A 24,150-nucleotide genomic window follows, 5' to 3' on the forward strand; every position below is an offset into this window, starting at 1 on the left:
CAACCGGCTCAAGCAGTGGCGCGGCATCGCCATGCGCACCGACAAACTCGCCACCAACTACCAAGCCGCACTCAACGTCGCCGCGATCTTCCTTTGGCTCAAGTCTTGATTCGTAAGACAGGCCCTAACCCCGACGAGCCGGTGACGCAAGTGTGACGCGAACACCCCCTGATGAGGGAGTTCTGGTGATTCGCATACGTGACGGCAAAGTGATGGGGGGTCGAGGCCGTGCCCCCAACCGACTTAAGCAGGCGCGGCCCCACGCTGGCACGAAGCCCGGCAGCGCAACGAACCCCAGCAACAAAGCCCGCCCGCACCCCACGCAAACCGCAGCCCGGCGGAGCAAAGCAAACAAAGTGCGTCCACACCCCGCGCCCCTCCCGCCAGGTGCGAGGTGGTTCAGCGCGGACGGCCCGCGGGTCAAGCCGCCCCCTCAACCCCGGGACAGGCCGCCGCTGAAAGTGATGGTTCGGCGCGGCTTGAGGCGCGGGCCGTCCGCGCGCAAAATCCCAGAGCGGGAGGGGCGGGAGGCCTCCATCCGCGGTTCAGGTCACGCACGGTGCAGACCAAGCCGCGGGAGGGGCGGGAGGCCTCCATCCGCGGTTCAGGTCACGCACGGTGCAGACCAAGCGCAGTCCACACGAGCCGTTCGGCCAAAACACACGTCAACGCACCGAGCGGTTGGGTCACAGCCCTTCGCCAAGGGATGGGCCAACCGCCCCGCAGCCCCGTATGCTCGCCCCCGCCGCCGGGGTCTTCCCGTCGGTCGCCGGCACCCGGTAGAGGATCAGGATTCCGCGACGAGACCGACCACGCGACGGCTTTTCACCTCACGCACCCCGCGTGTCCCGGAAAACCGCCCGCCGGACGCCACCCGGCGTTCACGTGGTTGAAATCCTGTTGCCCCCTGATCCGGCACATCGGATGCTGGCGACATGTTCGAGCCAGCCAGGACCAAGTCATGACCAGTCGGGCACGCGCCGCAAACGAGCCGGCCGCCGGCAAGCCCGCCGGCGCCGCGAGCGGCCCGTCCGGTCCCCCGCCGAGCGACCTGATCGCGCAGCTCCGCAGCGGCCACGGAGAGGGTGCCCGCCGGGCGCTCGCCGTCCGTGAGCCCGACGCGCGCGCCGCTGTGGTCGCCGCTTTGGACTCCTGTGTGTTGCGGGATCCGCGCGCCGTACCGGCGACCGAATCCCGCTCCCTTTATTACGCGCGGCTATACGCCGAGCTGGGCGTCAGCCTCGACGCCCTCACGTCGCACCTGATCTGCGACGAGGACTGGACCGACGAGGACGCGGACCGTACCGCGCTCCCGTTGGCGGTCCTGGGCGTCCTCGCCAGAGCCGGCCGCTCCGACGCGACGGGGCTCTTGCGCCGCTACGCCGCCGAGGGCCGCGACTGGACGCTCGCCCTCGACCAGCTCGCCCGCGCCGCCGACCCCCGGGCGTTGGACGGCATGCTCGCCGTCGCGCTGGAACGCGCCGACGACGACGAGTTGTACGACTGCGTCCGGCAAAGCTCCGGCATGCGCCCGTGGCGCACCTGGGCCGTCACCGACCCCCGCATGCGGGCCATCGTCGAGCAGGTCGACCTGGACTGGTGGCGCTGGGAGCTCGCGCGCGGCAAGTCCGACTCCGGCGACACCCCCGGGAGCCCGGAGAGCACAAACCACACCCCCCGAACCGCGCCCGCACCCGGCGGGCAATCCGAGACCGGTCACGAGACCGGTCAACAGAACGTCACCGTCGACCAGGTCCTCTCCGAGGCCGCCGCCAGCCCGCGTCGGAGCATGGTGTGCGGCAGGAGACTCGCCTCCGTCGCGACCGCCGAGCACCGAGGCCTCATCCTCGCGACCGCCTGGTCGGGCGCGGCGGGCGCGAGAGTCGCAGCGCTGCGCTACCTCGGCGAGGTCGGCGATCCCGCGCTGCTGGATCTGGCGGAGAGCGCTCTGGCGCCCGAGACGCCCGTCCAGGTGCGTCAGGTCGCCGTCCAGGCCGTCGGCGCTCTCCGTACGGGCGAAGCCGTCGCCCGGGCACGCGGCTGGGTCGCCGCCGGAGGCGTCCTCGAGCAGGCCGCCGTCCGGATACTGGCCGGAGCCGGAGAGCCGTCGGACGGACCCGCGTTGATCGCCGCCCTGCGTCGAGGCCTGCGCACCGTTCAGCAGGAGCGTTTCACCTTGCTGGACGTCGTCGACGGCATCGGAAGGCTGGGCCTGGTCGAGGCCCTGGAGCCGGTCCGCGACCTGTACCGGGTCAGCCCGTGCGCCGGTGTCCGGTCCCGTGCCGTGGAGACGCTCGCCCGCATAGATCCCGGCTTCACCGTCACCACGGCGGTGGACTGCCTGTGGGACTGCGAGGCAGGCACCCGCATGGTCGGTGTCGACTCGGCGGACACCGCCGTCGACGGCGTGCCGGAGCGGCTGCGCGAACTCGCCCGGGACCCCGCCGAGGACGACGACGTCCGGGCCGCCGCACGCCGCAGACTGGCCGCCCTGTGACCGCCCCGCCCCCGCCCCCTTCGACCCCCACCGACCACCGCTGAACCCTCGCCGATCCGCCGCGACCCCCCTACCACGGCGGCCGGTCCCGATCGGGTGACGCCCGCACACCGCCGACCGGCGCAACGAACCCCGCGCGCCGTCGGCGATGCGTGGCGAGGGCTGTCGGCCGGACCCCCTACTCTTGTCGACCGTGACCGTTTCCGCCCATGCTGCCCCCGTTGGCGCCCAGCCCCTTCCCGGGGCGTCGCCGTACCGGTCGGGGGTCACCGAGGACGGACTCGCGCGCCGCCTCAAAGCGCTGGCCTGCACCGCGCCCCTCCACGACCTGGAGGCCCGCAAGGCCAACCTCGCCGGCGAGTACACGGTCTACGCGATGGCCGAGCTCGGGCTGACCGCGATCGACCTGGTCACCGTGACGATGGACTTCGACACGGGCGCCGACCACGAGGACGTCGTCTCCCGCCTGCGCCCGCGCGTCGCCGCGCAGGCGCCGGAGCGCAGCCCGGCCGAGCACGAGCGGGTGGCCCGCTGGGTGCTGGAGAACCTCATCAACGTCGGCAGCGTCGACCGCGGCTTCCGCGCCGTCTACGGCACGTGGACGCAGGGCGAGGGATACGTCCGCCGCGACTACGACTTCAAGCTGCTCGAAGAGGTCCCGGGGCCGGACGGCGACATCTTCCTGCGCGCCACCGACGAGGCGGTCAACGTCCTCGTCGGCGCGCTCGACACCGACGTCACCAGCGCGCAGATCGCCGCCGAGGTCAAGCTCGAACACCTGATCCGCCGCGGCCGCCTCGCCGAGGCCCGGTTCGCCGCCGAACAGGCCCGCTACCGCACCGTGCAGTACGCCGAAACGCTGCGCCGCGCGCTTGAGGCGACCCGCCGCAACGTGCGGGCCGTCGACTGGCTGCGCGCGGTCCCCGACCTGATAGACGAGGCGCTCGACCACGTCGCCGAGCGGTACCGGCACGAGAACGCGATCCTGACGAACATCCGGCGGGCGCGCGACGAGGCCGAGGAGCCCGACCACAAGCGCAGCGCGGCCGAGCTGGTCGACATCGTGCAGGACTGCATCCGCCGCCACACCCAGCTGCAGACCCGGCTCATGGAGGCCGGCCCGCTGTTCCGCGCCGAGCAGGACCGGCAGGCGTTCGCGGCGCGGCCGCAGCGCCCGGGGCTCGACCTGTACGGGCAGTTGCTGCGCCCCGTCCTCGAACTCGGCGTCGGGGACGCCCGCACCGTCACGGACCGGTTCTTCGCGACCGGCGTCGGCCTGCGCACACCGGTGTCGGTGCGCCTGTACGACCTCACCGAACTGCTGCTCACACCACCCGTCGAGCGCGAGCACCTCGGGGCCGAACTGCCCGAGCCCGACCTGGTGGAGAAGGCCGACGACAGCCGGTTCAGCGAGGCGCAGCACGATGCCGCGGCGGCCCTGCTCGACCTGCCGCCGGACGCGCCGCGGCGGCTGTCCGGGCTGCTCGCCGAGGCGCGCGCGAACGACCCCGATCTGCCGTACCTGGTCGCGCTGCTCGCGTTCCACGCCGCGTCGCCGCCGGTCGGTACCGCGTTGCGGCAGGGCGACACGTCGCTGCTGGTCGCGGTCGACGACGGCGCGGTCCTCGACGACCCGGAGGTGGGCGGCGCGGACCTGATCGTCGGCACCGCGCTGCTGACCGGCGACGGCGGCTCGGCGGCGGGCGAACCGCCAGTAGTATCCGACGCGTTGGGCGGCCTCGGAGGCGACCTGCGCGACGCGCTCGCCGACGGCATCGACCTCCTCGACCCCGTGGCGGCCGCCCCGCCGCGCCCGGCCGCCGAACCGTCGGCACCGGTTGCACAGGCGGCACCGGCCGCCACGCCGCAAGCACCGCACATCACGCACCCCAGGGACGGGCAGGACGCATGACCGACCCCACCGTGCTGGACCGCCAGGCCCCGGCACCTCCCGCACTCACGCCCGCGGACGTCAGCGACGCGGCGCGCCTCGTGGCGTTCGGCCTGCAGCCCAAGCTGCTCCCGGCCCGGGACGCCGAGTACGCCGAACTCGTGCGCCGGCACCGCGAGGACCCGCGCTTCGCCGCGCTGTCCGACGCGGTGGCCGCCGGGCTCGGCCTCGTCGTGCTCGAGGTGTCGCCGCGCGCGGGGATGGCCGTGACCGCCGCCGAGGACTCGGTGTTCGCGGTCCGCATGAGCGACTACGCGCGGCGCGCCTCCAGCGAGTCCGCCGACCGGTTCCTGCACGGCCTGGCCCATCTGGCCATAGCGGCACTGGCGTTCCCGCGCCCGGAGGACCTGGCCGAGGACGCGTACGTCGGCCGGATCAGCGTGCACGGCGTCGACGCGTTCGTCCGGCAGGCCTGCCGCCGCCTCGAACAGCGCGCCGAGGAGACCGGCGAGAACGCCGACCCGGCGACCGACGCGCCAGGCCTCGAGGCCGCGTGGCGGGTGTACGCGCGGCGCAGCGCGACCGGTGCGACCAAGGACGCGCGCCGGCTGTCGGCGTCCACCATCGGCATCGTCGGCAAGGCGGTCGCGTTCCTCGTCGACTCGGGCTTCCTGCAGCGGGTCTCGGACGAGGCCGGCGGCACCTACCGCACGACCGCCCGCTACCAGCTCCAGGTGCGCGACATGGCGGGCAGCGCGGCGATGAGCGAGCTGCTCGAACTGGGCGTCGTCCCGGTGTCGGACGGCAGCGCCACGCTGGTACCGCCGAGCGACGACGCGGGGGAGCTGGCGCCCGGCGCGGGGCTGCCGTTCCACGGGATCTGACCCGCTCTCCCGACGCACGCGAAGCACCCGCCGCACCACCGCGCCACCGCGCGGCACCCTCCAAGACCGTCCCCGGCCCGGCCGAACCGAGAGAAGACCGCCACCGATGTACGAGCTGTCCCGCGTCCGCCTGTTCTCCATCGGGCCCGCGGGTGCGCGCTACGCCGACACCGTGCTCGACCTGCGCGGCGTCGGCGAGCCGGTGCCCGACCCGGCGCCGCGCCAGGCCCAGCTGTTCGAGGGCGAACCGGTCGGCCCGCCGCGCCGGCCCGCGCCCGCCGGCGTGCTGTTCCTGGAGAACGGCGGCGGCAAGTCGGTGCTGCTCAAGCTGATCTTCTCGGTCATGCTGCCCGGCCACCGCAACACGCTCGGCGGCGCGAGCTCGGGCGTGCTGCGCAAGTTCCTGCTCGCCGACGACTGCGGGCACGTGGCGCTGGAGTGGCAGCACACGCAGACCGGCGAACTGGTCGTCGTCGGCAAGGTCAGCGAGTGGCGCGGCCGCCAGGTCTCGTCCGACCCGCGCAAGTTCGCCGAGGCCTGGTACTCGTTCCGGCCCGGGCCCGGGCTCACGCTCGACGACCTGCCGGTGGTGTCCGCCGGACGCCGCCGCACCATGCGCGGGTTCCGCGACGCGCTCGCCGAGACCGTCAAGCTCTACCCCGACGTCGACGTGGTGTGGGAGGAGATCCACGAGAGGTGGAACGACCACCTCAACCACCTCGGCCTCGACCCCGAGCTGTTCCGCTACCAGCGTGAGATGAACGCCGACGAGGGCGAGGCCGCGGGTCTGTTCGCGGTCAAGAACGACGCCGACTTCGTCGACCTGCTGCTGCGCGCCGTCACCGACACCGCCGACACCGACGGACTCGCGGACCTCGTCGACGGGTTCGCCGCCAAGCTGTCGCAGCGCGCCGAACTCATGGCCGAGCGCGACTTCGTCGAGGGCGCCACCGGTCTGCTGCACAGCCTCGCCGACACCGCGGACCAGCGCGGCCGGGTACGCGCCGCGCACCAGGCCGCGGAGCACGAGGCCCGCGAGCTCGGCCACCGCCTCGCGCTGCGCGCCGAACGCGAACGCGGCCGCGCCGCCGACCTGTCCGACCAGGTCGCGGCCGCCGCCGAAGCCGTCGACGCGGCGCAGCGGCAGCGCGCGCACACCTCGCTCGTCACCGCCGAGATCACCCACCGGCACGCGGCGATGCGGCTCGCCGCCGCGGAGGCGGACGGCGCCGCGCTCAAGCGCGAACTCACCGAGGCCCGCGGCCTGCACGCCGCCTGGCTCGGCACCGAGGCCGTGCTGCGGCAGCGCACCGCCGCCGACCGCGCGGAACGGGTCGCCGCCGCCATCCAGGCCGCCGAACGCGACGCCGCCCCCGCCCTCGCCGCCCGTCAGGCCGCCGCCGGGGCGCTGGTGCGCGCGCTGCACGCCGCCGCCACCGTCGCCGAGGAGCGGGCCGACGAGGAAGAGGCCCGCGCCGCCGAACTCCAGGACCGCGGCGAGGCCGCGCAGCGCGCCGCGACGGTCGCCGCGACCGAGTCGCAGCGCACCCGCAGTGAGGCCGTCCACCTGCGCGCCCGGCTCAGCGAGGTCGGCAGCGAGCTCGGCCAGGCCGTGGAGGCCGGCTGGATCGCCGAGCACGACGACCCGGCGGAGGCCGCCGAACGCGCCGCCGCCGAGGAGAAGTCCGCGTCCGCCGCGTGGGGCGAGGCCCGTGCCGCCGTCGAGTCCGCCACCGGCGCGGTCCGCGACGCCGAGGCCGAACGCGGCCGCGCCCAACTCGCCGCCGCGCGCGCGTCGGACAAGCTGGCCGCCGCCGAACACGAGCTGGCGGGCGTGCAGGCGTCCGCGCGCGAGCTGCTCGACGAGCCGCGGGTGCGGGAACTGCTGAGCCTGGAAGGCGCGTTCGACGGGGCCGACGAGGGCCGTGGGCGAGGTGGCCGCGGCTCGGCGGGCGACGGTGCCGGGCGGGGCGACGGTCGCAACAGCGCGGACGGTGCGGACGACAGCGACGCCGGCGGGTACGGCGAGGGCGCGTCGGGCGAGTCCGCCGCGATGCGCGGTCGCAACGGGCGAACCGGCTTCGCGGGCCAGGCCGGTGACCTCGACGCGGACCAGGCCGCAGCCGACGCCGAGTGGCCGAACGGGGCGTCGGGTAACGGGCGGCGCGGGGGCGCGGACCGGCGCCGTGCCGGGCGGCTGGACGCCTTCGGCCGCCGCGCCGACGACCCCGCGGGCCCCGCCGGTGTGCTCGACCGGGCGGCGGGCGTCCTCGCCGGGCTGCTCACCGACGCCGTGGCCGACGGCGAGCGCGCGTTGTTCGCGCTGCGCACCGAGGCCGCCGAGGACGCCCGGATCCTGGCCGCGCTCGGTGACGGGGGCCTGCTGCCGCCGAGCGCCGACGTGCTGGCCACCGTCGAGTACCTCGGCGAGCACGGCATCCCCGCGCTGCCCGGCTGGCGCTACCTCGCGCAGTCGGTGCCGGCCGAGCGGCACGCCGCCGTCCTGGCCGCGCACCCCGACCTCGTCGACGGCGTCATCGTCACCTCGCCCACCGAAATGCCGCGCGCCCGCGAGGCGTTGGCGGAGGCCGCGCTGCTGCCCCGCTCGGCGGTCGCGGTCGGCACGCCCGACGCGCTGCTCGCCGCCCGCGAGTCCGCCGCGCCCGGCACCGAGGAGACGTTCCTCGTCCCGCCGAACCCCGCCATGCACGACGAACGCGCCGCCGACACCGAGCGCACCGCGCTGCGCCGCCGTGCCACCGACCGCGACGACGCCATCCGCGGCCGCGCCGCGCGCCTCGAGGGCGACAGGGCACTCGCCGGGCGCCTGGCCGCGTGGCGTGCCGCGTGCCCCGAGGGCCGGGTCGCCGAACTCGTGGGCGCCGTCGAGGCCGCCACCACCGCACTGGTCGACGCGCGCGCCGCGGGCAACGCCGCCGAGGCCGCCGCGGCCGCGGCCGAGACCGTGCGGGCCCGCGCCGTCGACCAGCGCGACCGCCGGATGGACGCCGCGCAGCTGGCCCGCCGCCGCGCCGACACGCTCGCGGGTCTCGCGTTCCGGCTGCGCGAACGCGCGGGCTGGACCCGGCGTATCCGCGAACTCGACCAGGAGACCGGCGAACACGAGCGTGCCGCCGAGGCCAACCAAGCGCACGCCCGCGCCGCCGACCAGGACCGCCGCCAGGCGCAGCGGGCCGCCGACGACGCCCGCCGCACCGCGCGCGCCCTGCGTGAGGAACGTGCCGCCATCAGCGGCGCGCCCGACGACGCCGACGCGGCAGAGACCGGCGAGCCGCCCGCCGCGCTGCCGGCGCTGCGCGAGGCGTACCGGACCGCGTCCGTGCTGTACGACAAGGTCGGTGTCGGCGCGGACCTGCGCGCCGAGCAGGCCCGGGCGGAGAGCGAACAGGCCGCCGCGCAGGCGGCGTTGGACCGGCTGTCCGCGCGCGTGCGCAAGCACGCGGGCGAGCTGCTGGCCGGGCCGGACGGCGCCGACGGGCCGTCCCGGCTCGCCGCCGCGACCCGCGCCGAGGAGCACGTCCGGACGATCGAGGGCCGCGCCGACGCGGCCAACGAACTCCTCGGCCGGCTCCGCGGCGAGGCCGAGCGGCACGCACCCGGCGACGGCCGCGAGGCGCACGTCGAGCTGCCCGAGAGCCGTGTTCCGCGCGACCCGGAGCACGCGCAGGAGCTGCTGCGCGAGGCCGCGGCCGAGCAGGCCGCGTGCACCGAGCGCGTCGACGCCGCCCGTGACACGCACACCCGGCTCGTCCGCGGGCTGTCCGACGCGGAGTCCGGCGCGGCGACGTTCGCCGAGATCTCGGTGTCGCTGACCGACACCCTGCCTGCCGCCGAGACGCCCGACGACGAGGACGCGGTGCCGTACGAGGGCGCCTCCACCGAGGCACGTGAGGCCGCCACCGGGTGCCGCCGCGCGCTGCGGGCCGCCGCGGGCGAGCTGTCGGCCGCCGAGGGGCAGGTCCGCGAACGCGCGGAGGCCGTCGTCCGGCACGCGGGCGCGGGCCGCTTCGAGCAGGTCCGCATGCCGGCCCGCCAGCAGATCCGCGAACTGCCGCTGTCCGCGCTGCCGGAGCACGCGCTGGCGTGGGCGGCGGCGTTCGAGCCGCGGCTGCGGGTGCTGACCGACGAGCTGGCGCAGATCGAGCGCAACCGCGACAGCATCGTCGACCGGCTGCGCGGCATGGTCGAGGCGTCGCTGACGACCCTGCGCGCGGCGCAGCGGCTGTCGCGGCTGCCGGAGGAGCTCGGCGAGTGGTCGGGCCAGGAGTTCCTGCGGATCCGGTTCGACGACCCGGACGCGGCGCACCTGTCCGACTGCCTCGGCGAGGTCGTCGACGAGGCCACCAAGGCGGCCCGGCGGACGGGCGCGGCGGCGGTGCGGCGCGACGGCATGACGCTGCTGCTGCGCGGCGTCCACGCGGGCCTGGCGCCGCGCGGCGTGCAGGTGGAGATCCTCAAGCCGGACTCGGTGCTGCGGGCCGAGCGTGTGCCGGTCGGTCAGATGGGCGACGTGTTCTCGGGCGGCCAGCTGCTGACCGCGGCCATCGCGCTGTACTGCACGATGGCGGCCCTGCGCTCGAACGACCGCGGGCGCGCGCGGCACCGGCACGCGGGGACGCTGTTCCTGGACAACCCGATCGGCCGCGCGAACGCCGCGTACCTGTTGGAGCTCCAGCGGGCCGTCGCGGACGCGCTCGGCGTCCAGCTGATCTACACGACGGGCCTGTTCGACACGACGGCGCTGGCCGAGTTCCCGCTCGTCGTGCGCCTGCGCAACGACGCCGACCTGCGCGCGGGCCTGAAGTACATCTCCGTGGAGGAGCACCTCCGCCCTGGCCTGCCGCAGCCGAACCCGGAGATCCCCGAGGGCCTCGGCCAGATCCACGCGACACGGGTCTTCCGCAAGCCGGCCGACGCTCCGGGGGAGCCCTCGGCCGCCGAGCCGACGGTCGTCCACCCCCGCGACACCCCGGGCGTGAGCGTCCCCTAGGCGGCGGTCGGCTGGAGCTCGTCGCGTGCGGCGGGCTCCGCGCCGTGTGCCTCCGCGGCGGGGAGCAGGGCGCCCGCGAGGACGACTGCGGTTGCGGCGAGGTGGGCCTGGGCGGCCAGGGTGGGGGTCAGGGCCAGGCCTGCGGTCGTCGCGCCGAGGCGTTCTGCGGCTTGGACCGCGGCGGCGAGGAACGGGGTGCCCAGCGCCAGCAGGAGCGTGATCTCGCGGTTGGTCAGCGAGCGGGTGCGCAGCAGGCGGAGCGGCGCGCAGCAGGCGAGCGCCAGGGTGGCCGTCAGGTAGAGCAGGGTCATGGCGACGGCGTCGGGCCCGTGCGGCATCCACACGGCGAACGCGGCCGGAGCGGCGGCGAGCAGCCAGACGCGCGAGAGGGCATGGGCGCCGGGGTCGGCGAGGCGGCGGACGGCCCACGGAGTCACGGCCAGAAGTTCCGCCGTGGTCAGCAGGTTGAGCAGGAGCGCGGGCACTCGGTCCCCCCGAGTTGAACGTGTTCAAAGTCTGACAGGGGAGATTTGAACACGTTCAAGAGAGGAGGGTCAAGATTCGTTCGCGAACGGCGCGTAGACGGGGTCGGTGCGGTCCCGCCGTCCGGTCGACACGCCGTCGGGGACCGGCCACCACCCCTCCGGGTCGTCCACCCGCACCCACTCCGTCGTGGCCACCCGCCGGGCGATCCGCCACACGCCGTCCCGCCGCGCGAAGTCGTCGACGTACCGGAACCCGATCGTCAGGTTCCCCCGCGGATCGGGCGACGCGCTGCGGTGGAAGGCGATCCCGTACGTCTCCGCCCGCGCCAGGTCGGCCGAGTCCTCCGGGAACTCCGCCAGATGGTTCGCGACCAGGTGCATCGTCGTCTCGTAGCGCGGCAGCAGCCGCCCCACCCACGCCACGAACTCGTCGGCCGTCCCCGTGAACGACCCGTGGTCGTCGGTCGCGTCCGGGTGGTAGCAGGAGCGCACCAGGTCGAGGTCCATCCGGTCGATCCCCCGGCAGTAGCGCAGCACCACGTCGTGGATCTCCTGCCGCGCGAGCAGCCGCGAAACCGCGTGATCGTTTTCCATCCCCGGATTGTCGCGGCCGCGCATCGCGGCGGCCACCCCCGTCCTTTGGGTAGCGTCGAAGGGGAGGGACGGACCTCCCACCGGCGGACGAACGTGAGGCGGAGCGCATGGCTTACGGCGAGTTGGATCTGACCGTCCAGGAGTACGCGGGCGAGATCCGCGAGCTCGGCTCCCGCTGGCTCGACGCCGTGCTGTCCGACCCCGCGGTGCGCGGCGCCGGCGGGAACGCCGCGTGCTCGCCCGCCGGGCTGTGGCTCGCCCTCGCGGCCGTCGCCTGCGGCGCGCTCGGCGACACCGCCGAGGAGCTCGCCGACCTGCTCGGCGCCGCCGGCGAGGAGGCCGCGCCGCTCGTCACCGCGGTGGCCCGCGACCTCGCGGCGACCGACGCGCTCGCCGTCGCCACCGGCGTGTGGAGCCGCACCCCCGTACGCCCGTCGTACAGCGCCGCGCTGCCCGACCTGGAGACCGCCGAACTGGCCGACGTCTCCCGCATCGACGCCTGGGTCGCCGAGCACACCGACGGAATGATCGAACGACTGCCGGTCGACGTCACCGCCGAGACCCGGCTGTTGCTGGTGAACGCCCTGGCGATCAAGGCCCGTTGGGCGTTCCCGTTCGACCCGGCCAAGACCGTCGACCGGCTCTTCACCGCCGCCGACGGCACCGCCGAAGCCGTCCCGTTCATGTTCCGCGAGGTCTCGCCCGTCGACGTCTGGACGGTCGGCGCCCACGGCGGCTCCGTCCACGTCGCCGAGCTGCGCTGCGCGGGCACGCACGGCGCCGTCGTGCGGTTCGCCCTCGGCCCGCAGGGTGCACCGCCCGCCCCCGTCATGAGCGCCGCCTGGGCGCCCCGCAGCACGGGGAACCCGGTGCCGCCGAACACCAAGGTCGTGCTGCGCCTGCCCCGCTTCGCGCTGCGCACCACCCTGGACGTCACGCGCCACCTGGGGGCGCTGGGCGTCGCGCTGGCGACGGATCCGCACGGCGCGGAGTTCGGCGGCATCTCCTCCGAGCAGCTCTACATCGACGCGGTCGCCCAGGAGTCGCTGCTGCGGGTCGCGGAGGAGGGCGTGGAGGCCGCCGCGGTCAGCGCGATCGCGATGGCGCCCGCGGGTCTGGTGCGGCCGCCCGAGAACCGCCTGGAGCTCACCTTCGACCGGCCGTTCGCGTGCGCCGTCCTCGACGCGTCGGGCGCGGTACCGCTGTTCGCCGGCTACCAGGCCGCCGTGCCCAGCCACCCGGGCGCCTAGAGCTCGCGCGCGCCCGTCCCGGAGCGGAAAACCGCCGCGACCGGGACGGGCCGCTCCGCTAACGTCGCCCCTATGCCTGAAACCGACGCCTCACGTACCCCTGTGACCGCCGCCGACGTCGAATACGCCGTCTCCCTGGCCAACGCCGCCTTCCGCCGTGCCCCCGCCGACGCCTCGTGGGACGCCCTGGCCGGACCCCTCACCTGGACGTGCTGGGAAACCGCCGAGCACCTGATCGACGACCTGTTCTTCTACGCCGCGCAGATCGCGCCCGCCAAGCCGTGGACGAACACCTACATCCCGTTCACGTACGACCAGAAGAGCCCCGAAGGCCCCCACAACTCGCTGTGGGCCGACCGCGAGGCGGGCGTCGACGGCCTGCTGCACCTGCTCGAGGTCGGCGCCGGGATGCTCGCCGCCGTCGTCACCGTGAAGCCCGCCACGGTGCGCGGCTTCCACTCGTACGGCGTCGCCGATCCCGAGGGCTTCGCGGCGATGGGCGTCATCGAGACGCTCGTCCACGCCGACGACATCTGCAAGGGCCTCGGCATCGAGTTCACGCCGCCCGTCGACCTGTGCGACCGGGTGATGGCCCGGCTGTTCCCGGACGCGCCCGCCGACACGCACCGCTGGCAGACGATGCTGTGGGCCACCGGCCGCGCCGAACTCCCCGGGCACGGCAGGCGCGAGGGCAAGTGGCGCTGGCACAGTGCGCCGCTGGGCGAGGAGTCGGTCGAGGCGTAGCCGACGGACGGACGCGGGGAGCGGGCCGGCCGCGCGCGGTACGGCCCCTCAGCCCCACACCCGTCCGACGGCGGCCCACGCGTCCCGCGCGAACGCGGCCGGGCCCGCCGCGGCGAGCGCGGGGTTGATCACCTCGACGCTCACCACCCCGTCGAAGCCGATCCCGTCCAGCACCCCGCGGAACCCCGCGAGGTCGAAGACGCCGTCGCCGGGCATCACCCGCCGCTCCATGCACTCGGTGTACAGGTCGGCGTCGGCCGGAAGCGCGTGCGGGTGGTCGTCGACCTGGACGTACGCCAGCTCCTCCAACGGCAGCGCGGCCAGCCCCTCCAGCGTCTCCGGCCCGTTGAACACGTGCCACGAGTCGACCACCACGCCCGCGCGGTCGGTCCCCGCGTGCCGCACCAGCGCCCGCGCCTGCTCGACGGTCGCGACGGGGCTGAACGGCAGGAACTCCACCGCGGCCTTGGCGCCCGCCTCCGCGAGTATCTCGGCGCAGCCCGCGAACAGGTCGAGGCACCGGTCGTCCGGCGGCGTGGTCACCATGCCGAGCACGTACGACGCGCCGAACGCCGCCACCGCGTCCGCGACCGTCCGCGCGCCGTCCAGGACCGACGCGGGGTCGTCCTCGGTGACCATGAAGCCGAGCATCTCCGGGCAGACCAGGCCCGCTTCGCGCATCCGCCGGGCCAGCGCCCCGTAGGTGTGCCCGGCCTCGGCGTACGCCGCCAGCGTGAACGCGTCCAGGCTCAGCGCCGGGAACCCGGCCTCCGCCACACCGTCGAGCAGTTCGCCGAAGTCGACCGGCTCCTTGGCGCCGGCGAACGGCGAGAACGTGAAGGTGTTGAGGCAGAACACGGGCACGCGGCGGCTCCGATCACGGGCGTGAGGGGCGGACGGGCGGCTGAAGGCGGCCTGACGCTATCTCAGAACGCGGTGATTTTCGACGCCTTCGTTCGGCTAACCGAACAACGGCCGGTCGGCGGACGGCGTTCCGGACACCGCTCCCCGCACGCCACGCCCCCGACGCACCCTTGGGGTTCGCCACACCCCCGCGCCGACCCCGACGACCCCGCACGGCCGGTGTGGTAGTTGTGAGAGCGCCCCGAGACCACCACGATCACCCCCACACGGAGGCCGACGTGACCAGCGAGCGCCCGAACCGGTACGGCATCACCGTCCCGCTCAACGCCCCGCTGGGCGACCATCCGCGCCTCGTGCGGGAACTCGCCGACGTCGGCTACACCGACATCTGGTCCGCCGAGGTCGACGGCCTCGACGGCTTCACCCCGCTGACCGTCGCGGCCCTCGCCGACCCGCGCGTCGAACTCGGCACCGCCATCGTCTCGCCCTACACGCGCGGCCCCGGCGTGCTCGCCATGACCGCCGCCTCGCTCGCCGAACTCGCCCCCGGGCGCGTCACCCTCGGCGTGGGCTCCGCGTCGCAGCTCATCGTCGAGTCGTGGAACGCCGCCGAGTTCGACCGCCCGTACCAGCGGGTCCGCGACACCGTCCGGTTCCTGCGCGCCGCGTTCACCGGCGAGAAGGTCACCGAGCAGTACGAGACCTTCTCCGTGCGCGGCTTCCGCCTCAGCCGCCCGCCGCAGACCCCGCCGCGCATCCTCGTCGCGGCGCTGCGCGAGGGAATGCTCCGGCTCGCCGGGCGCGAGGCCGACGGCGCGATCATCAACTGGCTGTCCGCGGAGGATGTGCGCACCGTCGTGCCCTACGTGCACGCGGGCGGTCCCGACAGAGACATCGTCGCGCGGATCTTCGTGTGCCCCGTCGACGACCCGGTCCTGGCCCGGTCGATCGGGCGCCGCATGATCACCTCGTACCTCAACGTCCCCGTGTACGCCGAGTTCCACCGCTGGCTCGGCCGCGGCGAGGTGCTCAAGCCGATGTGGGACGCGTGGGCGGCCGGGGACCGGAAGAAGGCCCTCGAACTGGTCCCCGACGAGCTCGTCGACGACCTCCTCGTGCACGGCTCGCCGGAGCGCTGCCGCGCGCACGTCCAGGCGTACGTCGACGCCGGGGTGACCGTCCCGGTTCTGGCCGTCATCGACCCGCGCCCGGACGCCGACCCGATCGAGGCCGCGCTGGCGCTTGCCCCGCGGGCCTGACCCGGGGATCCCGCCGACCCGTCGCTACTGCGCCGGACCGGACTGCCCAGTCTGGTCCGGCCGCGGCTGCGGCTGCGGTGCCGGGCCCGCCTGCGGCGGCAGCGTCGGAAGCGGCGGAGCCGGCGGCACCTGAGGCGGCTGGACAGCCTGCGGCGCCTGCGGAGGCTGGGGAATCCACGGCGCCGCCGGAGCCGTCGCGTGCGGGTCGGGCGTGAACGCGAACCACGCCCAGAACGCCGCCGTCGCCACGAAGAACACGCCGAACGCGACGCCCGCCCGCAGCAGCATCGTGCGCGAGCCCCCGTCCGTCGTGCCCTGCGGGTCGACCAGCACCAGCACGAACAGGAACGCCGTCACGGCGTAGACGAGCGCCCACGCGGTACGGCTCCACTCCCACAGGTCGCCGCCGTCGGTCCCGCGCAGCGGCAGCAGGCCGAACACCAGGCCCACCACACCCGCGACGAACGCCTGCGTCAGCACGTCCTCGGCGAGCACCAGCCCGAACCCGGGGTGCGCGACGCCGTCCAGGTGGTCGCTCAGCGGCACGCGGGCCAGCCACGCCGCGCCGGAAAGCGCCGCGAGCAGCACCGACCCGAGCGCCACCGCCCGACCCTCCTGGGCCGGTGTCAGGCTCCGCGCCTTCACCGCACCGAACGCGAGCACCAGCCCGAACACGTAGCCGGGCGTCAGCTCCGCCAGCCGGGACACCGCCGCGACGACGACCGCCACGGCGACCGCGCCGGGAATCAGCGAGGGCAGCGCCGGAATCCCGCTCACCCGGCGCCGGTACAGCTCGGCGCTGCCCGAGTACGCGAGCACGCCCAAAGGCACCGTCACCACCAGCGCGAGCGCCAGGGCCAGCGAGCCGCGGTCGAGCCCGGCTCCCGGGTCGGCGACCACCGTGAACACCGCCGACAGCACCACGAACACGGCCACCTGCAACGCCGGGACGCGCGGCCGGGAGCGCGGCGCCGTGCCGCCCGGCCGCAGCCACCGGCGGATCCGCGCCCGGTTCCGCTCCACCGTCTGGTTGAACACCTCGGCGCCGAACCCGATGATCGGCAGCGCGACGGCGGTCGCGGCCGTCGCCGCCACGACCGGCGCCGGATCGTCGAACACGTCCGCGGGCCGCGGCAGATCCAACGACGCCGCCGACCGCCCCGCGGCGAGCGCCTCCGAGCGCGACACCGTGCCGCTGTGGGACGCGGCGGCCCCCGCGCCGGGCGCGCCGACCCGCACCACGGCCTGCGCCGTGCCGTCGAACCGCTCCTGCGCGCAGGCGGCGGTCAGGGTCGTGTCGCCCTGGGCGTCCTTCGGGACGGTCACCTCGCCCGTGACCGACCCGTCCGGTGCGACGGGCAGCCGGGCCAGTTCCCGCCCGGCACGGTTGACGGCCAGCTCGGCGCGGGTGCCGGGCGGGGCCGCGGCGCAGCCGGTGAAGTAGCGGCCCTGCACCCGGGCGGTGGAGCCGGCGGCCGGCTGCTCGGGGGTGACGGTCAACTCGGGAGGGGAGACGGTGAAGGTGGCGGTGAGCCAGCTCTTCACACCGGACGTGTCCACCTCGCACGGCACCTTGACGGTGTGCGGGCCGCGCTTGCCGTCGACGGGCACGGTGAACGCCACCGCCGTCGGCGGCCCGTCGGTCGGGGCGCCGACGACGGGAACGCGCGTCGGCGTGAAGGGCATCTGGTCCCACTGAACGCTTCTGCTGAAGCTCAGCTCGACCTGCGACTGACCTTGCGGACACGTCTTCCCGGTCCACAGCACCGCCTCGGTGCCGGGCGGCCCCGACGCGGGCTCGACGACGACGTCGGCCCCCGCCGCGCGGAGCGATGAGGGTGGCGTGGCCGGCGCGTGCCGCGGGTCGCCGGCCGCCTCGTCCGGCTCCGCGAACGACGCGCTCGCGGAGGTGTGCCGGTACGACACGAACTCGCCCTCGCAGGATGCCTCCACCGAGTTCTGGCCGGCCGCCCCGAAGCCCGTGCGGGCCAGGGTGTGCCGCAGCGTGAACGCGTAGCCGTTCGCGTCGTTCATCGGGAGCCCGGCGGCGACCAGGGTCACCGTCGGCGAGGCGTTCCCGCCGCGCGCCGGCCCCTGCACCAGCACGACGTCGACACGGCCGGTCGGGCAGCCGCGCATGCCCGTGCCCTTGATCTCCATGGTGTCGCCCCGTCCGACCGTCGCGGGGGCGACCTCGAGGCGCGCCCCGCGGTCGAGGGACGAGTCCGCCCCGGACGCCGGGTTCGGGGCGGCCGCGGCGAGTCCCGCCGCGAACACCGCCGCCAGCGCGCCGTAGGCGAACCTCCGTCGCCGCACGCCGAATACGCCCATGGACCGCCGCTCCCCGTTCGCCCGCGCCCGGCCGGCCGCGCTCCCCGCGCGTCCGAATGATCTTCGGAGAGTCGTATATCAGAACGGCGGCGCCGCTGTCGTGCCGTTCGCGGGGCGCCCGGCGCCGCGCGGCCCGTAGGGCACGGCCGGGACGACCCACGCGTGCGCCGAGACGCCGGTCGGCGTCCGGCGGCGGCGTACCGGGACGACGTCGTGGGGCTTGCGCGTCGCGCGTCGGGCGGGCGTCGGGGCGGTCGGCCGCGCGTGGGGCGCGCCCGCGGCCGGTCGGGTGGACGGGGGAGCGGTGGGGGTCTCGGACATGGGCTTCGCTCCGAACTCGGGCGCTGCGCGCGGGCGGTGCGCGACCCGGCCCGGACCGCGCTTGCCGCCGGGCTTGCCTGGAGCCGACCGGTCAGACGGACGTGCGACCGCTTTCATTCGTCCGGCCGCGCGCCCGCACCGGCTCGGACGCGCCCGAACGGGCGTGCGGCTCCACGCGCGGCCCGCGCGGCTCAGCCGTCGAGCCCCAGCACCCGCAGCGCGTTGCCCCGCAGGAACTTCGGCCAGACCTCGTCCTTGAACGGCACCTGCGGCAGTTCCCCGAAGATCCGGTCCAGCGTCAGCCCGTACGGGAAGTAGCCCGCGTACATGACCTTGTCCGCGCCCCGGCTGTTCGCGTAGTCGACGATCTCGCGCGGGTAGTGCCGGGGCGCGAACGCCGACGACGACCAGTGCAGGCCCGGCCACTTCAGCATCAGCTTGACCGCGAGGTCGCACCACGGCTCGCCGCCGTGCCGCATCACGACCGTCAGCTCGGGGAAGTCGTAGCAGACCTGGTCGAAGCGGATGACGTCCTGCGCGGTCGCCGGGACGCGCGGCCCGGGGATGCCGGCGTTCACGAACACCGGCAGGCCGAGGTCGACGCACGTCGCGTACAGCGGGTAGGCCAGCCGGTCGTCGACCGGGACCGGGGGAGTGCAGCCGCACGGGAAGAACGAGGCCGCGACCACCCCGGCCTCCTCGCGGGCCCGCCGCAGGGCGCGGACGCCGTCCATGACGCGCGTCGGGTCGACCTGGAAGCTCCCGAGCAGCCGGTCGGGGTGCCGGCGGACCGCGTCGAGGGTGCCCTCGTCCTCGAACGCGACGGGGACCAGCGCCTTCTCGATCCCGAAGCGGTCCATCTCGCGGAGCAGGTCGTCGGCGGAGCTGTCGGAGCGCTCGACCTCGGGGAGGTCCTTGTACATGTATCCGGCCGGGTGGGTCATGCCGCTGCGGCTGTCCTCGTCCCGCAGCGTCCCGGCCATCGCGGTCGCCCACCACCGGCGGTCCTTGTTCGGCAGGCCCATCAGCAGGTCGACGACGCCGATGTCGGACGGGAATCCCATGTGCGCACCTTCCGGAAACGCCGGTGCCCCGAAGGCCGGCAGGCCCCCGGGACACCGGTGATATGTCGCTTTACATGCAGATCGGTCTACGGCCGGCGTACGGCTATCGCGTCACGATGATCGACGACCCGTGCCCGAACAGGCCCTGGTTCGCCGTGATCCCCACGCGCGCGCCCTCGACCTGGCGGGCGCCCGCCTGGCCGCGCAGCTGCCACGTCAGCTCGCACACCTGGGCGATCGCCTGCGCCGGCACCGCCTCGCCGAACGAGCCGAGGCCGCCCGACGCGTTGACCGGGATCCGGCCGGTGATCTCGGTCTCGCCGTCGCGCAGCAGCTTCTCCGCCTCGCCGCGCCCGCAGATCGCCAGGTCCTCGATCCAGTCGAGCTCCAGCGCGGTGGACAGGTCGTACACCTCGGCGAGGCTCAGGTCCTCGGGGCCGAGGCCGGCCTCCTCGTAGGCGGCGTGCGCCAGCGACGCGCGGAAGGACAGCTCGTTAGGCTTGACCGCCGCTGAGGAGTCCGTCGCGATGTCCGGCATCTCGATGACCGCGCTGGGGAACGTCGGGGTGACCGTGGAGACCGCCGAGATCCGCACCGGGTTCGTCGTCCGCTTGGCCGCGAACTCCTTGCTGCACAGCACCACCGCGGCCGCGCCGTCGGAGGTCGCGCAGATGTCCATCAGGCGCAGCGGGTCGGCGACGACGGGGGAGGCCGCGACGTCCTCGAGCGTGAACGCCTTCTTGTAGCGGGCGTTCGGGTTGTGCAGGCCGTTCTTGGCGTTCTTCACCTTGACCTTGGCGAAGTCCTCGACCGTCGCGCCGTACAGGTCGATGCGGCGGCGCGCGTACAGGCCGAAGTACGTCGGGTTGGTCGCGCCGAGCACGTGGAAGCGCACCCAGTCCGGGTCGTCCGGGCGGTCGCCGCCGACGGGCGCGAAGAAGCCCTTCGGCGCGGCGTCGGCGCCCACGACCAGGGCGACGTCGACGAGGCCGGCCAGGATCTGCGCGCGGGCGTTGGCGATGGCCTGCGAGCCGGACGCGCAGGCAGCGTAGGCGCTGCTGATCCGCGCGCCGGTCCAGCCGAGCGCCTGGGCGAACGTGGCGCCCGCGACGAAGCCCGGGTAGCCGTTGCGGATGGTGTCCGCGCCCGAGACGTACTGGATGTCCTGCCACTCCAGGCCGGCGTCGGCCAGCGCGTCCTGCGCCGCCTTGATGCCGTACTCGACGAAGTTGCGGCCCCACTTGCCCCACGGGTGCATGCCCGCCCCGAGGACGACGACCTCGCGCTCGCGGCTCATGCCGCACCTCCCGCCGGCTTGAACTTCCAGGTCGTGTAGACCTGCTCGTCGGTCTCGTACAGCACGCCGGGGACGATCTCCACCTCGGCGCCGACCGTGAGGTCGTCGACGGTGACACCGGGCTCGGCCTGGCCGAGCACGATCATGCCCTCCTCGGCGAGCTGCACGGCGACGATGGTGAACGGCACCCACTCGGCGTCCGGGTCCGAGACGTACGGCGCCGGCGGCCGGTAGCCGGCGTTCGTGTACGACCACACGGTGCCGCGCCCCGAGAGCCGCACCTCCTCGAACTCCCGGCCCGCGCACGCGGGGTTCTTGCAGAACGTGTCCTGCCGGGGGAAGAACACGGTCCCGCAGGCGGTACACCGGGTGCCGAGGAGGCGGAAGTCCTCGTCGTCCTGGGTGAACCAGCCGGGGACCACAGGCTTGTGGTCCTTCATCGCCTGGGCCTCCTTAGCGTCTCGGGGGCAGTCCTCTCCGCACCGCGGTCGAGGCTGCTGCTCGGGCAGGGGCCGAGCGGGCCCCCGCCCTATTCTGACGGTACGTCAGTTACCCGGGGCAAGGTGGTGGGCAGTAGCGATGCTCACACGGCCTTCGCCGGCGGCCGGTAGTCGGGCGCGACCAGGCCCGAGCGCCGCCACAGCGCCAGGCCGGGACCGCCCATGAGGTCGTTCTCCTCGAAGAACGCGACCAGGCGGCGCCCCCACTCGCGCATCGTCTGGTTGCGGTGCGGATTGGCCAGCGCCTCGCGCCGGGCGAGCTTGGGGTCCAGGCCGACCGACGCGTAGACGTTCGGGTGGATCAGGTGGTTGGCGATGATGTGCGCCGACCGGGCGATCACCAGGCGGGTGAAGGCCGTCTCGGCGGCGTTCAGGCGCGGCGCCCGGCGCACGACCTCCTCGCGCGCGTAGCGGACGTGCCGGGCCTCCTCGATCACGTGGATGCGGGAGACGCCGCGCACCAGCGGCTGGATCGTCTCGTCCTGCATCATCTCGCGCTGCGCGGTGTCCAGGATCTCCTCGGCGATCAGCGCCGCCGCGAAGGTCTGGATGCCCCAGCCGATCGTCTTCATGATCCGGCCGAGCTCGTGGGCGTGCTTGCCCGGCCCGTAGTTCGGCGCCTCGAACTTCTCGACCATCCGGCCGAACATCGTCGAGTGCCGGCACTCGTCGGCGATCTCGGTGAACGCGTACTGCACGTGACGGCTCGTCATGTCCTGGTCGTACGCGTGCCGGATGAGCAGCTGCATGAGGATGACCTCGAACCAGATGCCGACGCTGGCCGTGCTGGCCACTTCGTGCCGGGTCAGGTCGACGCGCTGCTGGTGGCTCATGCGCTCCCAGGTGCGGGTGCCGTACAGCGTGGCGCGCTTCTCGTTGATGAAGAAGGTGTCCGGCAGCAGGGGCGCGTCCCAGTCGATCTCGGTGAGCGGGTCGAACGAGTTCTTCGCGGAGGCGGCGAGCAGGCGCTCCGCGACCAGCTCGCGGTCCTTGGCGGCGTACTTGACCGGCATGCCCGGCCCTCCTCGTCGTCCTTGCTGAAACCAGGGATGGCGTGCAGGTGTGGCCCGGCGGGGCGCGGGCAGGCGCGCCCCGCCGGGGGGTGTTACCGCAAGTAACATCCCCCCTGAGGTGCCCCCGTGTCAACATGTGGCCATGTCTGACGTGCCCCGGCCGCCGGCCGTCCCGGAGATCCTCTGGCAGCCCTCGGACGAGCGCGTGCGCGCCGCGCGCGTCACCGCGTTCGCGGACTACGTCGCCACCCGCCACGGCCTCGCGCCGTTCGCCGACTACGCCGCGCTGTGGGCGTGGTCCGTCGCCGAACCGGAACGCTTCTGGTCGGACGTCTGCGACTACTTCGACGTCGCCTTCAGCACGCCGCCCACCGCCGTCCTCCCCGACCCCGCGATGCCCGGCGCCCGCTGGTTCCCCGGCGGCCGGCTCAACTACGCCGAGCACGCGCTGCGCCGCGCCGACACCCACCCGGACGAGGCCGCGATCGTCCACCTGGACGAGGCCCTCGAACCGCGCACCGTCACCTGGGGCGAGCTCGAACGCGCCGTCGCCGCGGTCGCCCACCACCTCGACGCGCTCGGGGTGCGCCGCGGCGACCGCGTCGCCGGCTACCTGCCCAACATCCCCGAGGCCGTCGTCGCCCTGCTCGCGTGCGCGAGCGTCGGCGCCGTCTGGTCCTCCTGCGCGCCCGACTTCGGGGCCCGCAGCGCCCTCGACCGCCTCCAGCAGATCGAGCCCGTCGTCCTCGTCGCCGTCGACGGCTACCGCTACGGCGGCAAGGAGATCGACCGCCGCGCCGAGGTCGCCGAGCTCACCCGCGAACTGCCCACACTCCGGCACACCGTGCACATCCCGCTGCTCGGCACCGACGCCCCCGAGGGCGCGCTGCTGTGGGACGACCTCGCCAAGGGCGACCACGCCCCCGCCTTCGCCCAGGTTTCCTTCGACCACCCGCTGTGGATCCTGTACTCCAGCGGCACCACCGGCCTGCCCAAGGCGATCGTCCAGGGCCACGGCGGCATCCTCGTCGAGCACCTCAAGCACAACGCCCTGCACCTCGACCTCGGCCCCGGCGACCGCTTCTTCTGGTACACCTCCACCGGCTGGATGATGTGGAACCTGCTGGTCGGCGGCCTGCTCGTCGGCGCCACCGTCGTGCTCTACGACGGCAGCCCCGGGTACCCGAGCCCCGACGCGCAGTGGACCGTCGCCGAACGCAGCGGCGCCACCGTCTTCGGCACCTCCGCCGCCTACGTCATGGCCTGCGGCAAGCGCGGCCTGCGCCCCCGCGACACCCACGACCTGTCCCGCGTGCGCGCGGTCGGCACCACCGGCTCACCGCTGCCGCCCGACGGCTTCCGCTGGGTGTACGACGCGGCGGTCCCGGACGTCTGGCTCGCCTCCGTCAGCGGCGGCACCGACGTGTGCAGCGCCTTCGTCGGCGGCGTCCCGACCCTGCCCGTCCACCTCGGCGAGCTCCAGGCCCGGCTGCTGGGCTGCGCCGTCGAGGCCTGGGACGAGGCCGGCCACCCGGTCGTCGACGAGGTCGGCGAACTCGTCATCACCGCGCCCATGCCGTCCATGCCCACGCGGTTCTGGAACGACCCCGACGACGCCCGCTACCGGGCCTCGTACTTCGACACCTATCCCGGCGTGTGGCGGCACGGCGACTGGATCACGCTCACCTCGCGCGGCACCGTCGTCGTCCACGGCCGCTCCGACTCCACCCTCAACCGGCAGGGCGTCCGCATGGGCTCCGCCGACATCTACGAGGCCGTCGAGCGCATCCCCGAGATCGCCGAGTCCCTCGTGGTCGGCATCGAGCAGGAGGACGGCGGCTACTGGATGCCGCTGTTCGTCGTCCCCGCACCCGGCGTCGAGCTCGACGACGCGCTGCGCGACCGCATCAACGACGCCATCCGCACCCAGGTCTCGCCCCGGCACGTCCCCGACGAGATCATCGCGGCCCCCGGCGTCCCGCACACCCTCACCGGCAAGCGCATCGAGATCCCCGTCAAGAAGCTCCTCCAGGGCCGGGCCCTCGACGAGGCGGTCAACCCCGGGTCCGTCGACGATGTGGAGATCCTGCGCTTTTACGCCCGGGTCGGGGCCGAGCGTATGAAGAGAAGTTAACCGGCTTGTGA

General features: G+C 74.5%; 17 protein-coding genes and 1 pseudogene. 9 read left to right on the forward strand and 9 right to left on the reverse strand.

Going from position 1 to position 24,150, the window contains the following annotated elements; translation table 11 throughout:
• From QI554_RS26460 to QI554_RS26480, 5 genes and pseudogenes are all read left to right on the forward strand, one after another.
• Window positions 1-109, forward strand: a pseudogene (locus QI554_RS26460) (IS5/IS1182 family transposase); the annotation flags it as partial.
• Between the two features lie 852 nt (window positions 110-961).
• The gene (locus QI554_RS26465) at window positions 962-2,497 is read left to right on the forward strand and encodes a HEAT repeat domain-containing protein (protein ID WP_281473005.1); all 1,536 of its coding nucleotides are present in this window, start codon (window positions 962-964) and stop codon (window positions 2,495-2,497) included.
• Between the two features lie 193 nt (window positions 2,498-2,690).
• Window positions 2,691-4,409, forward strand: coding sequence for a hypothetical protein (locus QI554_RS26470; protein WP_425528058.1), 1,719 nt, complete (start codon window positions 2,691-2,693; stop codon window positions 4,407-4,409).
• Window positions 4,406-5,272: a hypothetical protein gene (locus QI554_RS26475; RefSeq protein WP_281473009.1), complete on the forward strand. Its 867-nt coding sequence runs from the start codon at window positions 4,406-4,408 to the stop codon at window positions 5,270-5,272. The genes QI554_RS26470 and QI554_RS26475 overlap by 4 nt, the downstream gene beginning before the upstream one ends.
• 106 nt (window positions 5,273-5,378) lie before the next feature.
• Complete coding sequence (locus QI554_RS26480; protein ID WP_281473011.1) at window positions 5,379-10,283, forward strand: hypothetical protein; 4,905 nt, start codon at window positions 5,379-5,381, stop codon at window positions 10,281-10,283.
• On the opposite strand, the gene QI554_RS26485 is transcribed toward QI554_RS26480, so the two are convergent.
• Window positions 10,280-10,768, reverse strand: coding sequence for a YndJ family transporter (locus tag QI554_RS26485; protein ID WP_281473013.1), 489 nt, complete (start codon window positions 10,766-10,768; stop codon window positions 10,280-10,282). The two genes, QI554_RS26480 and QI554_RS26485, sit on opposite strands and share 4 nt — an antisense overlap.
• Window positions 10,769-10,837: 69 nt before the next feature.
• On the reverse strand, window positions 10,838-11,362 hold the full coding sequence (locus QI554_RS26490) for a nuclear transport factor 2 family protein (protein ID WP_281473015.1): 525 nt from the start codon (window positions 11,360-11,362) through the stop codon (window positions 10,838-10,840).
• 107 nt (window positions 11,363-11,469) lie between these two features.
• Here QI554_RS26490 and QI554_RS26495 point away from each other — a divergent pair, with 107 nt between their 5' ends.
• Together QI554_RS26495 and QI554_RS26500 are read left to right on the forward strand one after the other, a co-directional pair.
• On the forward strand, window positions 11,470-12,612 hold the full coding sequence (locus tag QI554_RS26495; protein ID WP_281473017.1) for a serpin family protein: 1,143 nt from the start codon (window positions 11,470-11,472) through the stop codon (window positions 12,610-12,612).
• 72 nt (window positions 12,613-12,684) lie between these two features.
• The gene (locus tag QI554_RS26500) at window positions 12,685-13,356 is read left to right on the forward strand and encodes a hypothetical protein (RefSeq protein ID WP_281473019.1); all 672 of its coding nucleotides are present in this window, start codon (window positions 12,685-12,687) and stop codon (window positions 13,354-13,356) included.
• 48 nt (window positions 13,357-13,404) lie between these two features.
• Here QI554_RS26500 and QI554_RS26505 read toward each other — a convergent pair whose 3' ends face one another.
• Window positions 13,405-14,220 (reverse strand): sugar phosphate isomerase/epimerase family protein, encoded by an 816-nt coding sequence (locus QI554_RS26505; protein ID WP_281473021.1) that lies wholly within the window; start codon window positions 14,218-14,220, stop codon window positions 13,405-13,407.
• Window positions 14,221-14,498: 278 nt separating this feature from the next.
• On the opposite strand from QI554_RS26505, the gene QI554_RS26510 reads away from it, so the two are divergent.
• Entirely contained in the window at window positions 14,499-15,479 is a 981-nt protein-coding gene (locus tag QI554_RS26510; RefSeq protein ID WP_281473023.1) for an LLM class F420-dependent oxidoreductase, read from the forward strand.
• A gap of 24 nt (window positions 15,480-15,503) precedes the next feature.
• Here the strand turns inward: QI554_RS26510 and QI554_RS26515 are convergent, their stop codons facing one another.
• The 6 genes from QI554_RS26515 to QI554_RS26540 form a co-directional block, all read right to left on the reverse strand.
• Entirely contained in the window at window positions 15,504-17,810 is a 2,307-nt protein-coding gene (locus QI554_RS26515; protein ID WP_281473024.1) for an FGLLP motif-containing membrane protein, read from the reverse strand.
• 78 nt (window positions 17,811-17,888) lie between these two features.
• Complete coding sequence (locus QI554_RS26520; RefSeq protein WP_281473025.1) at window positions 17,889-18,131, reverse strand: hypothetical protein; 243 nt, start codon at window positions 18,129-18,131, stop codon at window positions 17,889-17,891.
• A gap of 191 nt (window positions 18,132-18,322) precedes the next feature.
• Window positions 18,323-19,195, reverse strand: a complete 873-nt coding sequence (locus tag QI554_RS26525) for an amidohydrolase family protein (RefSeq protein WP_281473027.1) — start codon at window positions 19,193-19,195, stop codon at window positions 18,323-18,325.
• Window positions 19,196-19,298: 103 nt separating this feature from the next.
• Window positions 19,299-20,492: a lipid-transfer protein gene (locus QI554_RS26530; RefSeq protein ID WP_281473029.1), complete on the reverse strand. Its 1,194-nt coding sequence runs from the start codon at window positions 20,490-20,492 to the stop codon at window positions 19,299-19,301.
• Complete coding sequence (locus QI554_RS26535; protein WP_281473031.1) at window positions 20,489-20,932, reverse strand: Zn-ribbon domain-containing OB-fold protein; 444 nt, start codon at window positions 20,930-20,932, stop codon at window positions 20,489-20,491. Before QI554_RS26535 ends, QI554_RS26530 begins: the two co-directional genes overlap by 4 nt.
• 143 nt (window positions 20,933-21,075) lie before the next feature.
• Window positions 21,076-22,005 (reverse strand): AurF N-oxygenase family protein, encoded by a 930-nt coding sequence (locus tag QI554_RS26540; RefSeq protein WP_281473032.1) that lies wholly within the window; start codon window positions 22,003-22,005, stop codon window positions 21,076-21,078.
• Between the two features lie 142 nt (window positions 22,006-22,147).
• Between QI554_RS26540 and QI554_RS26545 the strand changes: the two genes are divergently transcribed.
• Window positions 22,148-24,139, forward strand: coding sequence for an acetoacetate--CoA ligase (locus tag QI554_RS26545; protein ID WP_281473034.1), 1,992 nt, complete (start codon window positions 22,148-22,150; stop codon window positions 24,137-24,139).
• Window positions 24,140-24,150 lie beyond the last annotated feature (11 nt).

It is taken from the genome of Yinghuangia seranimata, assembly GCF_029953285.1.
Classification (GTDB): domain Bacteria; phylum Actinomycetota; class Actinomycetes; order Streptomycetales; family Streptomycetaceae; genus Yinghuangia; species Yinghuangia seranimata.

Coding starts and splice junctions, on each gene's coding strand:
- QI554_RS26490 (WP_281473015.1), bottom strand. CDS start 11,362: ATGGAAAACGATCACGCGGTTTCGCGGCTGCTCGCGCGGCAGGAGATC.
- QI554_RS26545 (WP_281473034.1), top strand. CDS start 22,148: ATGTCTGACGTGCCCCGGCCGCCGGCCGTCCCGGAGATCCTCTGGCAG.
- QI554_RS26475 (WP_281473009.1), top strand. CDS start 4,406: ATGACCGACCCCACCGTGCTGGACCGCCAGGCCCCGGCACCTCCCGCA.
- QI554_RS26530 (WP_281473029.1), bottom strand. CDS start 20,492: ATGAGCCGCGAGCGCGAGGTCGTCGTCCTCGGGGCGGGCATGCACCCG.
- QI554_RS26520 (WP_281473025.1), bottom strand. CDS start 18,131: ATGTCCGAGACCCCCACCGCTCCCCCGTCCACCCGACCGGCCGCGGGC.
- QI554_RS26515 (WP_281473024.1), bottom strand. CDS start 17,810: ATGGGCGTATTCGGCGTGCGGCGACGGAGGTTCGCCTACGGCGCGCTG.
- QI554_RS26540 (WP_281473032.1), bottom strand. CDS start 22,005: ATGCCGGTCAAGTACGCCGCCAAGGACCGCGAGCTGGTCGCGGAGCGC.
- QI554_RS26535 (WP_281473031.1), bottom strand. CDS start 20,932: ATGAAGGACCACAAGCCTGTGGTCCCCGGCTGGTTCACCCAGGACGAC.
- QI554_RS26465 (WP_281473005.1), top strand. CDS start 962: ATGACCAGTCGGGCACGCGCCGCAAACGAGCCGGCCGCCGGCAAGCCC.
- QI554_RS26480 (WP_281473011.1), top strand. CDS start 5,379: ATGTACGAGCTGTCCCGCGTCCGCCTGTTCTCCATCGGGCCCGCGGGT.
- QI554_RS26500 (WP_281473019.1), top strand. CDS start 12,685: ATGCCTGAAACCGACGCCTCACGTACCCCTGTGACCGCCGCCGACGTC.
- QI554_RS26495 (WP_281473017.1), top strand. CDS start 11,470: ATGGCTTACGGCGAGTTGGATCTGACCGTCCAGGAGTACGCGGGCGAG.
- QI554_RS26525 (WP_281473027.1), bottom strand. CDS start 19,195: ATGGGATTCCCGTCCGACATCGGCGTCGTCGACCTGCTGATGGGCCTG.